Annotated in this window: 9 protein-coding genes; 3 read left to right on the forward strand and 6 right to left on the reverse strand. The window is 66.0% G+C overall.

The annotated features are described in order from the left end of the window. Positions 1-33: 33 nt before the first annotated feature. The 3 genes from ACVWZT_RS04835 to ptsP are packed head-to-tail and all read right to left on the reverse strand — an operon-like array spanning position 34 to position 5,570. Positions 34-1,773 carry a PTS fructose-like transporter subunit IIB gene (locus ACVWZT_RS04835; protein ID WP_457468388.1) on the reverse strand — a complete coding sequence of 580 codons (1,740 nt, stop codon included), beginning with the start codon at positions 1,771-1,773 and terminating at the stop codon, positions 34-36. Further along, entirely contained in the window at positions 1,770-2,717 is a 948-nt protein-coding gene (gene pfkB / locus ACVWZT_RS04840; RefSeq protein WP_457468389.1) for a 1-phosphofructokinase, read from the reverse strand. The genes ACVWZT_RS04835 and pfkB overlap by 4 nt, the downstream gene beginning before the upstream one ends. Continuing rightward, entirely contained in the window at positions 2,718-5,570 is a 2,853-nt protein-coding gene (gene ptsP, locus ACVWZT_RS04845) for a phosphoenolpyruvate--protein phosphotransferase (protein ID WP_457468391.1), read from the reverse strand. 284 nt (positions 5,571-5,854) lie between these two features. Between ptsP and cra the strand changes: the two genes are divergently transcribed. Together cra and ACVWZT_RS04855 are read left to right on the forward strand one after the other, a co-directional pair. Then, positions 5,855-6,850, forward strand: a complete 996-nt coding sequence (gene cra / locus ACVWZT_RS04850; RefSeq protein WP_457468393.1) for a catabolite repressor/activator — start codon at positions 5,855-5,857, stop codon at positions 6,848-6,850. Between the two features lie 2 nt (positions 6,851-6,852). Further along, positions 6,853-7,629, forward strand: coding sequence for a TatD family hydrolase (locus ACVWZT_RS04855; protein ID WP_457468395.1), 777 nt, complete (start codon positions 6,853-6,855; stop codon positions 7,627-7,629). Between the two features lie 59 nt (positions 7,630-7,688). Here the strand turns inward: ACVWZT_RS04855 and ampE are convergent, their stop codons facing one another. From ampE to ACVWZT_RS04870, 3 genes are all read right to left on the reverse strand, one after another. Next, positions 7,689-8,519, reverse strand: coding sequence for a regulatory signaling modulator protein AmpE (gene ampE / locus ACVWZT_RS04860; RefSeq protein ID WP_296231766.1), 831 nt, complete (start codon positions 8,517-8,519; stop codon positions 7,689-7,691). Beyond that, positions 8,516-9,088: a 1,6-anhydro-N-acetylmuramyl-L-alanine amidase AmpD gene (ampD, locus tag ACVWZT_RS04865; RefSeq protein ID WP_296231767.1), complete on the reverse strand. Its 573-nt coding sequence runs from the start codon at positions 9,086-9,088 to the stop codon at positions 8,516-8,518. The genes ampE and ampD overlap by 4 nt, the downstream gene beginning before the upstream one ends. An 88-nt stretch (positions 9,089-9,176) precedes the next feature. Next, positions 9,177-11,336: a DUF1631 domain-containing protein gene (locus ACVWZT_RS04870; RefSeq protein WP_457468397.1), complete on the reverse strand. Its 2,160-nt coding sequence runs from the start codon at positions 11,334-11,336 to the stop codon at positions 9,177-9,179. Positions 11,337-11,578: 242 nt separating this feature from the next. Here ACVWZT_RS04870 and nadC point away from each other — a divergent pair, with 242 nt between their 5' ends. After that, on the forward strand, positions 11,579-12,427 hold the full coding sequence (gene nadC / locus ACVWZT_RS04875; protein WP_457468399.1) for a carboxylating nicotinate-nucleotide diphosphorylase: 849 nt from the start codon (positions 11,579-11,581) through the stop codon (positions 12,425-12,427). Positions 12,428-12,510: the final 83 nt, after the last annotated feature.

Below are 12,510 nucleotides of genomic sequence, written 5' to 3' on the forward strand. Positions count from 1 at the left end.
CCCGCAAAGAGCCTGTGCGGCCAACCCAGACCTCTAGCCTTTCGCCGGTGCTACCGCCAGCTCTACCCCTTCGCTCTTCTTGATCAGTGCATACACCACTGCGGTCAGCAGGCTCCCAGCCACGATTGCCAGCAAGTACAGCGCCGCATGGTTGATCGCATTCGGGATCAGCAACACGAACAGGCCGCCATGGGGTGCCATCAGTTTGCAACCGAAGTACATCGACAAGGCCCCGGTCAGCGCGCCACCGGCGATGCTGGCGGGGATGACCCGCAGCGGGTCCTTGGCGGCAAACGGGATTGCCCCTTCGGAAATGAAGCACAGGCCCAGCGCCAGGGCTGCCTTGCCCGCCTCGCGCTCGCTCTGGGCGAACTTGCGGCGCGCCAGCAAGGTGGCAATACCCAGGCCGATCGGCGGCACCATGCCCGCGGCCATGGTCGCCGCCATCGGCGCGTAGCTCGACGAAGCCAGCAGCCCCACCGAAAAGGCATAGGCGGCCTTGTTGATCGGCCCGCCCAGGTCGACGCACATCATGCCGCCCAGCAACAAGCCCAGCAGGATGGCGTTGGTGGTACCCATGCTGTCGAGGAAGTGGGTCAGGCCTTCGAGCATCGCCGCCACCGGCTGGCCAACCACATAGATCATCACCAGGCCGGTGAACAGGCTGGCCAGCAACGGGATGATCAGGATCGGCTTGAGTGCCTCCAGGCTGCTGGGCAGGCGTGCCCAGCGGGCAATGGCCTTGGCGCTGTAACCGGCGAGGAAGCCGGCGATGATGCCGCCGATGAAGCCAGCACCCAGGGTGCTGGCCAGCAGCCCGCCGATCATGCCAGGTGCCAGCCCGGGGCGGTCAGCGATCGACCAGGCGATGTAGCCCGCCAGCAGTGGCACCATCAGCTTGAATGCAGCCTCGCCACCGATCTGCATCAGCGCCGCCGGCAGCGTACCCGGCTGCTTGTAGGCTTCGATACCGAACACGAACGACAGCGCTATCAGCAGCCCGCCAGCCACCACCATTGGCAGCATGAACGACACACCGGTAAGCAGGTGCTTGTATACCCCGGTTTTCTCGCCCTTGGTCGGGCCAGCCGCCGCTGCGGCATCGGCGCTGTTTTCCACCTTGGCTTCGGCCAGGGCCTTGTCCAGGGTGGTACGAGCCTGCTTGAGGGCAATGCCGGTGCCGCAACGGTAGATACGCTTGCCAGCGAAACGCGCGGTGGGCACTTCAATGTCGGCAGCCAGCAACACCACATCGGCAGCGGCGATGGCTTCGGCCGACAGAGGGTTGCGCGCACCCACCGAGCCCTGGGTCTCTACGGTGAGCTGGTAGCCCAGTTGCTGCGCAGCCTGTTGCAGCGCCTCTGCGGCCATGAAGGTATGCGCAACACCAGTCGGGCAGGCGGTGACCGCTACGATGCGTACCCCCGTACTGGTGACTTCGGCCGGGCTGTCTGCCACGGACGCCAGCAGCTGGGCATTGACCGCCGCTTCATCAAGGAAGCCCTCGCGGTCGGTCAGGGCCTGTGACGGCGTACTCTGGTAGACGCGCTTGCCGACGAAACGGGACAGGTCGACCGGCCCGGTGCTGATCACCAGTACCCAGTCAGCCTCGGCGATCTGCGCGGCGCTCAGTTGCCGCTCAGGGTGCTCGACGTCCTGCACCTCGACGCTGGTGCTCCAGCCGCGCCGCTGGGCGGCGGCGGATAGCAGACGCGCGCTCAGCACGCTCGACACCTGGCCATTGGGGCAGGCGGTGACAATGGCAATGTTCATCGGCAACCCTCTTGTTGTTCTGTCAGTTGCACAGCGGCTTCCAGGCGCGCCAGTTGCTCCCGGTCGCGGATGCCGAAACCCAACTGGGTCACCGCCTGCGCGGCGATGGCGGTGGCACGGGTCAAGGTCTGGGCCGGCGCTTCGCCCTGCAGCAGGCCATGGACCATGCCGGCCACCAGCGAATCCCCTGCACCGACCGTGCTGGCCACCTGCACCTTGGGCGGGCAGGCATGCAGGTCGAGGTCGCGGCTGAACCAGCTGACGCCCTGTTCGCCGGCCGACACCACCACGTGCTCGATGCCACTGGCCAGCAGGCGCGCGGCAGCGGCACGCTGCTGTTGCGGGTTCTCCACCGCCAGGCCCAGCACTTCGCCCAGCTCTTCGGTATTCGGCTTGACCAGCCACGGAGCGCTCTGCAAGCCAGCCCGCAGGGCTTCGCCACTGCTGTCCAGCGCGACCTTCAGTCCCAGGGCTTTGAGCCGCTCAAGCAATTGGCGGAACCACTCGGCACTGATGCCGCGCGGCAGGCTGCCCGCCACCACTACCGCGTCATGCCCGGCAGCGACCTGCTCCAGCAGGCGCAACAAGGCGCTGCGTGCGGCCTCGTCCACCTCCGGGCCCTGGCCGTTGATGTCGGTGACGCGGCCATCAGCCTCGACCAGCTTGATGTTGCTGCGGGTTTCGCCGGGCACGCGAACAAAGCAGTCGGCAAAGCCACGCCACTGGATCAGCGTTTCGAATGGCTGCAGGTTATCGCTGCCGAGGAAACCGCCTACCGTGACGCTGTGCCCCAGGTCGGCCAGTACCTGGGCAACGTTCAGCCCCTTGCCCGCGGCGTGACTGTGCTGCACCTGGCTGCGGTTGACCTGCCCCGGGCGCAAGGTATCCAGGCCGATGGTGATATCCAGCGCCGGGTTCAGGGTAAGAGTAAGGATCTTGGCCATTCAGTAACGCTCCACCAGCGCGCGAACCGCTGCGGCGCTGTCCTGTTGCAGGGCCTCGCGCGCCAGGGCGCGGGCCGTCTGGTGATCGGCCTGGCGGACCAGGGCCTTGACTTCGGCAATGCTGCGCGCCGCGACGCTGAGCTCGTCCACGTCCAGGCCGAGCAGCACGGCGACCGCCTGCGGGTCAGCTGCCAATTCGCCGCACACCCCTACCCATTTGCCATGGGCATGGGCTGCGCGCACGGTCATGTCGATCAGGCTGAGCACCGCCGGGTGCAGACCGTCGGCCTGGGCCGAGAGGCTGGGGTGGCCACGGTCGATGGCCAGGGTGTACTGGGTCAGGTCATTGGTGCCGATGCTGAAGAAGTCGACTTCGCGCGCCAGTTGCGGGGCCAGCAGGGCCGCCGAAGGCACCTCGACCATGATGCCCAGTTGCAGGTCGGCCACCGGGATCTCCGCCCGCAGGCGCTCGACCATGGCCCGCGCTTCGCGCCACTCGTGCACCTGGCCAACCATCGGGAACATGATGCGCAGCGGGCGCTGGTCGGCAGCCCGCAGCAAGGCGCGTAGCTGGTCCTCCATCACCTGCGGGCGCTGCAAGGTCAGGCGTACCCCGCGCACGCCGAGGAACGGGTTTTCCTCGGCGGCGATCGGCCAGTACGGCAGTGGCTTGTCGCCGCCGACATCGAGGGTACGCACCACCAGCGGGCGGCCGTCGAGGCCGTCGAGCACGCGTCGGTATTCCGCCTCCTGGGTGGCCACGTCCGGCGCCTGTGGGTGAGCCATGAAGATCAGCTCGGTGCGCAGCAGGCCCACGCCTTCGGCGCCCTGCTCTACCACCTTGGCGATGCCGCTGCTTTCGCCGATGTTGGCGAACACTTCGATGGCATGTCCATCGCGGGTGACTGCCGGCTCGAAGCGGTTGGCCCAGGCAGCCTGCAAGCGTTGCTCGCGCAGGTCACGCTCGGCCAGGGCACGTTGCAGTTCGTCTGTCGGCGGTGCCACGCTGACCACCCCGCGCTGGCCATCGAGCAGCAACGGCGTACCGGCCTCCAGCAGCAACATTGCGGCGCCAGCGCCAACCACTGCCGGAATGCCCAGGGCCCGCGCGACAATGGCGCTGTGGGCGGTGGCGCCGCCCTGCGCAGTGACGATACCAGCCACACGACTCGGGTCGAGCCGGGCGACATCGGACGGGCCGACTTCGGTCATCACCAGGACATACGGTTGTTCCGGTTCAGGCTGCGCCTGCACCCCACACAGTTGCGCCAGCACACGGCGGCCGACGTCGCGCAGGTCGGCGGCACGTTCGGCCAGCAAGGCGTCATGCAACGATTCCTGCTGACGCGCCGCCGCCTCGATTACCGCCATCCATGCCGCCGCGGCGCTTTCGCCCTGGGCCAGGCGCTGCTCGACGTCATCGCTCAGGGCCGGGTCGGCGAGCATTTCCTGGTGGGTCACGAAGATCTCGCCAATGGCCTTGTCACTGCGTTGGACCAGGGCCTGCAGTTCGCTATTTACAGTCGCCAGCGCTTCGCGCAGCTTCTGCCGCTCCTGGACCAGTGACTCGCCGCGCAGCGGGTAGTCGAACTCGCGCTCGACACACAGGTGCGCCGGGCCACTGGCAATGCCCGGGGCAGCACCCACGCCCTGGACACGGCTACCGGCCGGCGGCGCCTGCAGCACTTCGGCGGCAGTACCAGGGGCAGGCGCGTCAGCCTGCGGCAGCGGCTCCACTTCCTCGCCCAAACCTTGTTCGATGGCAGCCAGCAGCACCGGCAAGGCATCGGCGGCGATGCCTGGCTCGGCCAGCAGTTCCAGCGCCTGGCCACGGCGGGCACCGAGGCTGAGCAGCTTGCTCAGGCTCTTCACCGACACTGCAGGCTGCGCGCTGTCGACCGGGCGCACGCGGATCTCGCCCTCGAAGCCTTTGGCCAGTTGCGCCAGCACCTTGGCCGGGCGGGCATGCAAGCCATGCGGGTTGGCCAGCACGATACGCGCGCTGGGCCAGTCCGCCGGCGCCTCACCGCCCAGCACTTCCAGCACCGCACGGCTACTGGTGGCCTGGTAGAGCGTCTGCCCGCGGCCTTCGATCAGCACTTCACAGAGGCGTTCGAGCAAGGCCTGGTGAGCAGCGCCAAGGCTGGCCAGGCAGAACAGGCCGTTGAGCGGCTGGTCGCGGTAGCGCAGTGGCTGCTGCGGGGTGATGAAGGCCAGGCCCGGCTGGCGCACCAGGCGCTCGCTGTGCAACCACCACAGGCCCTCGCCCAGCGGGAGTGCTTCGGCCTGCTGCAGCACTGCGGCAAACCCGCTGTCGACGCACCCGGCCCGCTGCAGCAGGCGGGCGCCGCGCCAGGCCAGCTCGTCGAAGTCCTCCGCAGGCAGGTTCAGGCCGACCAGTTGCGCATCCAGCGCCAGCTCCTGGGGCGCACCTTGCAACAGCTTGAGCAAGGCCTCGGCATTACCGGCGCGGCGCAGCGCTTCGGCCAGGTCGGTCTCACCCAGGGCGCGGGTCAGCAGTTGCAACAGGCGCAGGTGCTCGTCGGAGCGGGCGGCAATGCCGATGGCCAGGTAAACCATCTGCCCATCACCCCAGTCCACACCTTCGGGAAACTGCAGCAGGCGCACGCCGGTGGCGTACACCAGGTCACGCGTCTGCGGAGTGCCGTGCGGGATGGCAATGCCCTGGCCAAGAAAGGTGGAGCCTTGTGCCTCACGGGCCTGCAGCCCTTGCAGGTATCCCTCGGCGACCAGGCCGTCAGCGACCAGCCGGTCGGCCAGCAGGCACAATGCCTCGGCCTTGTTGGCGGCCTTCTGGCCCATGGCTATCTGCTCCTTGGCGAGCTCGAGCATGACCTTCTCCTTTTGCAGTTCCCGGTCGGGTACTGGAGTATTGTTGTGAAATTCACAGGAACGGCCAGTTCGACAGCCTTGCACGGGTGGCAGCCGAGGCAGAAAATTCGGCGGCTGAAACGTTTAACCTGACCAGGCGGCCACGTTACTCGATAATCTGCCGGGGAAAAAGCCCCATCCTGTCGGACAATTGCGACAATGGTCGTCTGCGCGTGGCGCCGCTGCCGGGTCAAACTACCCGGTCAGGCTTCACTGCCAGCCCCGGTAATAACAAGGAAAATTCGGTGAAACTCAGCGATATCGCCCGTCTGGCCGGTGTGTCCGTGACCACCGCCAGCTACGTCATCAATGGCAAGGCCGAACAACAGCGCATCAGCAACAGCACCGTCGAGCGGGTACGTGCGGTGGTCGAGGCCCATGGCTTCACCCCCAACCCGCAGGCCGCTGGCTTGCGCAGCCGGCACACCCGTACCCTGGGTTTCATTCTCCCCGATCTGGAGAACCCCAGCTACGCCCGCATCGCCAAGCAGCTCGAACAAGGCGCCCGTGCCCGTGGCTACCAGTTGCTGATCGCCAGCAGCGATGACCAGCCCGACAGCGAACGCCAGCTGCAACAGCTGTTCCGTGCACGCCGTTGCGATGCACTGTTCGTCGCCAGCTGCCTGCCGGCGGGAGACGACAGCTACCGCGAGCTGCAGGAAAAAGGCTTGCCGGTGATCGCCATCGACCGCCGCCTGGACCCGGCGCACTTCTGCTCGGTCATCAGCGACGACCGCGATGCCAGCCGCCAGCTGGCCGCCAGCCTGCTCGCCACCGGCCCGCGCAGCATCGCCCTGATCGGCGCCCGCCCGGAGCTGTCGGTCAGCCAGGCCCGTGCCGGCGGCTTCGACGAAGCCCTGCAAGGTTATGCCGGCGAAGTTCGCCGCTACCAGGGCGAAGCATTCAGCCGTGAATGCGGCCAGCGCCTGATGCAGCAGCTGATCGACGAACTTGGTGGCCTCCCGGACGCCCTGGTGACCACCTCCTACGTGCTGCTGCAAGGGGTATTCGACACCCTGCAGGCGCGCCCGGCCGACTCCCGCCAGCTGCAGTTGGGTACCTTTGGCGACAACCAGTTGCTCGACTTCCTGCCACTGCCGGTGAACGCCATGGCCCAACAGCATGGCCTGATTGCCGCCACCGCCCTGGAACTGGCACTGGCCGCGATCGAGGAAAAACGTTACGAACCTGGCGTGCACGCGGTCGCTCGAACCTTCAAGCAACGCATCACAGCGGCCTGAACATGCGCCTCATCGACACCCACACCCACCTCGACTTTCCGGATTTCGACGCCGACCGCCCGCGTCTGTTGGCCAATGCGGCGGCGCGCGGGGTGGAGCGGATGGTGGTGCTGGGGGTGTACCAGGCGAATTTCCAACGGGTATGGGAGCTGGCCTGCAGCGACCAGCGCCTGTTCGCGGCACTGGGCCTGCACCCGGTCTACCTCGACCAACATCGCCCGGAGCACCTGGCGCAATTACGCGCGTGGCTGGAACGCCTGCGCGGTCACCCTCGCCTGTGTGCCGTGGGCGAGTTTGGCCTGGACTATTACGTTGAACAGCTGGACAAGGCGCGCCAGCAGGACCTGTTCGAAGCGCAACTGCAAATGGCCTGCGACTTCGAGCTGCCTGCCCTGCTGCACGTACGCCGCAGCCACGCCCAGGTCATTGCCACGCTCAAGCGCTACAAGCCTGCGCGGGCGGGGGTGATTCATGCCTTTGCCGGTAGTTACGAAGAGGCCCGCGAATACATCAAGCTGGGCTTCCGGCTTGGGCTGGGCGGAGCAGCTACCTGGCCCCAGGCGCTGCGGCTGCGCAAGACCCTGGCGCGCTTACCGCTGGACAGCGTGGTGCTGGAGACCGATGCGCCGGACATGGCACCGGTGATGTACCCGGGAGAACGCAACAGCCCGGAGCACCTGCCGGAGATTGCCACGGTGCTGGCAGAGATAATGGGGGTGGGCGTCGGTGAGCTGGCGCAAGCCAGCAGCCGCAATGCGTACGAGGTATTTGGCTGGTAGCAGCTGAATCGCCTCTGTCGCAGGGTTTCCACACGCCCACAAAAGCGACGCGCCTGGTTTCAGGCCAGTACCGTCCAAAGCGCAAACCCGGCGTACCACAGCACCGCACAGCGCAGCAGCAATTCCCACAGGCTGTCCAACCGCCCCAGCCCACGCTGATCGTCTTCTTCCCCAGGAATGTCATCGGCAATGCGGCCCACCCGAGCCACCAGGTGCGCGGCGCTGATATGCCAATTCAGCAATTCATGCAGCATCACCCGCGTCACCGCGACGAAATTGCCCACCAAGGCAAAGCTCAATGCCAATACCCGCACCGGCAGCCAGTCCATGACATGCCGTAGCTGCTCGGCACGCGCCTTCAGCGCCGGCTGCCTGCCGTGCTCGCCACACAGCGCCAGCAGGCGGTAGGCCAGCGCTGCCCCCGGGCCGAGCACGAAGTACCAGAAGATCACCGCGAAAAAGCCCTGGTACACCTGCCACAACAGGTTGCCCTGAACGCTGACCAGCAGGCTGCGTGAATCATCGGCGGCCAGCCCCAGGTCACGCTCTGCCACGTGCAACGCGGCCTGGTCATCCCCCCTGCGCCAGGCGTCGCGGAACGGCCCCAGCGATGCCTTGGCGTCGCCGCGGCCCAGGCTGTATATCAGCACCAGCAGGTGCACTGGCAAAGCCAGCAGGCCATAGGCCACAGGGTCCAGCACGTGCAGCAGCAACACCAGCAATGCGACCGGGGCCAGCACCAGAATGGCCAGTGTCCACCACGGGTGTACCTTGCCGCTACGCTCCAGGCGCACCAGCTCGGCAATGAAGAACCCGTCACGTTGTACCTGATGACGCAAGGCCGAGAACTTTTCGACCCATAGCGCCAGCAACAACACCAGAAAACTCATGCCTTGTCCTCATTGTGCAGCAGCGCTGCGCGGTAACGCGGCCAGTCGAAAGCCGGGCCAGGGTCGCTCTTGCGCTGCGGGGCAATGTCGCAATGGCCCTGGATGCGGTCCAGGTCGATGGCCGGCCACGCGCGGCGGATATGCCGGGTAAGTTGCTCCAGCACCGCGTACTGGGCATCGGTGTAGGGCAGGTCGTCGGTGCCCTCCAGCTCGATACCGATGGAGAAGTCGTTGCAGCCCTCGCGCCCGTCGAAGCACGACACGCCGGCATGCCAGGCACGCTCGAGCAATGACACGAACTGGGTCACCGCGCCATCGCGCTCGACGAACAGGTGCGCCGACACGGTCAGGTGGTTGATGCTGGCGAAATAGGGGTGCTCGTCAGGATCCAGGCGGTTCTGGAAGAACTGCTGAACCTTGCCGGTACCGAAACAGGCCGGGGGTAAGCTGATGTTGTGGATCACCAGCAGGGAAATCGATTCGCCTTCGGGGCGGGCATTGAAGTTCGGCGAGGGGCAGTGGGTGATTCCGTTTCCGTGGAACCAGCCAGTGGCACGGTCCAATTGCATGAGGCGAATCCTGAAAGTGCCGTGAACAGAGCACCAGTATGCCCTGTGGCCAAGGCCGTTTGCATGTGAATGATTGTAATGTTTACGCCTACACGCCCCGTGGTTGCCGCAGCTCGTCGAGTACTGCCTCCAGCGCACGTTCGAACAGCAAGCCGTCATCCAGTACCCGCACCTCGCCCCGGTGCAATGCCTGGGCCAGGCTGGCGGCGTTCCACTCCCGCACTTTCATGCCGGTGCGGTTGGAAAACACCAGCCTGTCGCTACTGTCGACGCGTGCCACCAGCTTGCACCGCAGCGGCTCATCCTCGTCGAGCACCTCGACCCAGGTACCGATGCGCAGGCGCTGCACCTGGCGCAACGCAGCGGCCTGGGCATGGGCAACGTGCAACGGTGCGCAGGCGGGTTCCTCGGCAATGGCCAGCACGATATCCTCGGCCACCAGCACTTCGCTCAGGCGCTGCCCCTCACTACCAGGCTGCCCTTCGGTACCTGCGCAGGCCCGCAGGTGCAACTGCTCCAGTTGCAGGAAGAACTCACGGGTCGCAGCCGAGTCAAGAGCCACGCTGGCCAGGCCATCGCGCAATGCCTTGAGCAGGCCCGGCACCTTTTGCAGCAAGGCTTGTGGCGCCTGCGGCGGGGTGATGCTGGCCAGCAGGGTGTCCATGGTCTGCAACGCGTCCCGCCAGGCCTGGGAAGCGGCGCCCTGCTTGAGCCAGGCCAGCAACAGTACCTGGCTCCACGACTGCACCAGCATCTGCACCACCACCTGCGGCCACACCTGGCCACGCAGGCGCTGGTTGAGCGATTGTTGCACCTGGTGCCTGGCCTGCCGGGCACGGACACGGCCTTCTTCCGCATCGCGGGTGCGTTGTTCGAGCAGCTCGTTGCGCCGACGCTCGTCCTGGTTGAAGGCCAGGAAGTCTTCGAGCAACTCGGCGAACAGGCTGGTATCTTCGGCAAAATCATTGAGCAGACGCTGGATGGTCCGCTCCACCCGCAGGTGCAGGCTGTCGCGCAGGCTGGTGCCGGGGCATTCCCAGCCAATGGCTGCGCCGGCGATCTCGTTGAGCAGGCGCCGGGCCGGATGACTGGCCCGGCTGAACAACCCCTTGTCCAGCAGGGCGACTTTCAGCAGCGGAATATGCAGGCGGGCGATCAACGCGCGCAGGCTGGCTGGCAGGTTGTCGTCGTTGCGGATGAACGCGAAAAGCCGCCCTACCAGGTTGATCATGTCCTCGTCGGCCACCTCGATGCGCCGACGGGTGCCGCTGCGCACGCTGACCCGCAGCAACAACTGTTCAAGCTGCTGGCCGAGCTCGAAGTCTTCATCTTCGTGGGTAGCCGGCACGTAATGCTGCAAATGCGACAGCAGGCGCAGCAAGTCGGCGGTGCTGATCGGCTGCGCCGTGGCCACGGCCTGCAGGCGAGGCGCGAACTGCCCGCGCAGCGGCGCCAGCAGGGTTTGCAGCGAGGCAAATAACGCCTGCCCTGCCGCGTCCGGACCGACTGCCTGCCCCAGCTTCGCCACCCCGCGTCGAGCCCGCATGCGCCGGTCTTCGGCGCGCCGGCGCGGGGCCGGCGGCAGCTCGGGCAGCACGCCCGCAGCCGCCAGCAACTGGTTGGCTTCGCCATAGATGATATCGGCATCGCGCAGTACGTAGCGCTCGAACAGTTTGAGCAGCACCAGTTTCACCCGCAGGCCGACCCCCAGGTTACGTCCTGCCTCGAGGAAGTAGCCACACAACGCGGCAGGCCCCAGCGGGTTGTGCTGCTCGTACAGGGGGCGGTCGAGCAATGCCTCCAAGCGCAAGCCCAATTGCTGCAGGGCGATGCCGTCACGCGACAGCACCCGCGCAACCATGCCTTCGATGGCGGCGGTGCGCTCTGCCTGGGCCTTGCTGCGCAAGTCGCCGGGCTCCGCCAGGCGTGCCAGCGGGTCGACCTGGCCCATACGCGCATAGGCATCGTAGAAGGTATCGAGAAAGCCACGTTCGATGCTCTTGCGTTTCAGGCGCAGGTCGCGCATGGCCTCGAAATAGAGGTTCTGGTCACCGCGGTCGAACGCCTTGTCGGCCATCTCGAAAAGGGTATCGTCAGCGTTGTCGAACAGGTCCTGCAGCCCTTGGCGCAATTGCAAGGCCGCCTTGTCGCGTACCTGCAGCAGCAATACCGGAAGGCAAGGCAGAGGCGTACGCCCCCCTCGATCGATGGCTGCCGCCAAGGGCACCACCTTGCCTTCTTTTTGCATCCCGGACTCCTTGCAGGGTGTCTCGCCCGAAGGGGCTGGAGATCGTCAAAGCCATGACGCCAAATACTGGTCGCCATTATCGGCAAAAATCCAAATCGCTGCCAGCGCAGTTTCACTCGCTGGCTAATGACCCTTGTTTGCCCCACTTGCTCAATGCGACCGACCAAAGGTCGCTGCCAGGGCGGCTGTACACGCAAGCCCCCTGCCCTATAATCGCGGGCATCTAGCTTGTGGAGCCGACCATGCCGAACCTACGCCTCGCCGACCTGACCGCTGAAATCGAAGCCAACGTGCGTCGCGCACTGTTGGAAGACATCGGCAGTGGCGATATAACCGCGCAGCTGATCCCGGCCGAACGCCTGGCCAAGGCGACCATCATCACCCGTGAAGACTGCGTGATTGCCGGCACTGCCTGGGTCGATGCGGTGTTTCGCCAGCTCGACCCGCGCGTGGCGGTGCACTGGCAGGTGGCCGACGGGGAACGCGCCACGGCCAACCAGGCCTTGTTCCACCTGGAAGGCCCGGCACGCTCGCTGCTCAGCGGTGAACGCAGTGCGCTGAATTTCCTGCAGTTGCTGTCGGGGGTGGCCACCCGTGCACGCTTCCTCGCCGACCTGGTGCAAGGCACCCAGGTACGCTTGCTGGATACCCGCAAGACCTTGCCCGGCCTGCGCCTGGCGCAGAAGTACGCAGTGACCTGTGGAGGCTGCGACAACCACCGCATCGGCTTGTACGACGCCTTCCTGATCAAGGAAAACCACATCGCAGCCAGTGGCGGCGTGGCCGAGGCAGTGGCAGCCGCGCACCGCATTGCACCGGGCAAACCGGTGGAGATCGAGGTGGAAAGCCTGGACGAACTGCGCCAGGCCTTGGCCGCCGGTGCGGATATCATCATGCTCGACGAGCTTGATCTGGAGGAAATGCGCGAAGCGGTGCGCATTACCGCCGGCAAGGCCAAGCTCGAGGCCAGCGGCGGGGTCAATGAGCAGACTTTGCGCGTGATTGCCGAGACCGGGGTGGACTACATCTCGATTGGCGCCATGACCAAGGATGTGAAGGCCGTGGACCTGTCGATGCGACTGAGCCTCTAATCGAATTGCAGGCATAAGAAAACCGGCCTCTGGCCGGTTCCTTTATGCGACATCTGGGCGCAGCCATGCTGTTGGAATGGCCT

The organism is Pseudomonas sp. TE21394 (genome assembly GCF_054057835.1).

Coding starts and splice junctions, on each gene's coding strand:
- ACVWZT_RS04835 (WP_457468388.1), bottom strand. CDS start 1,773: ATGAACATTGCCATTGTCACCGCCTGCCCCAATGGCCAGGTGTCGAGC.
- pfkB (WP_457468389.1), bottom strand. CDS start 2,717: ATGGCCAAGATCCTTACTCTTACCCTGAACCCGGCGCTGGATATCACC.
- ptsP (WP_457468391.1), bottom strand. CDS start 5,570: ATGCTCGAGCTCGCCAAGGAGCAGATAGCCATGGGCCAGAAGGCCGCC.
- ACVWZT_RS04855 (WP_457468395.1), top strand. CDS start 6,853: ATGCGCCTCATCGACACCCACACCCACCTCGACTTTCCGGATTTCGAC.
- ampE (WP_296231766.1), bottom strand. CDS start 8,519: ATGAGTTTTCTGGTGTTGTTGCTGGCGCTATGGGTCGAAAAGTTCTCG.
- ampD (WP_296231767.1), bottom strand. CDS start 9,088: ATGCAATTGGACCGTGCCACTGGCTGGTTCCACGGAAACGGAATCACC.
- ACVWZT_RS04870 (WP_457468397.1), bottom strand. CDS start 11,336: ATGCAAAAAGAAGGCAAGGTGGTGCCCTTGGCGGCAGCCATCGATCGA.
- nadC (WP_457468399.1), top strand. CDS start 11,579: ATGCCGAACCTACGCCTCGCCGACCTGACCGCTGAAATCGAAGCCAAC.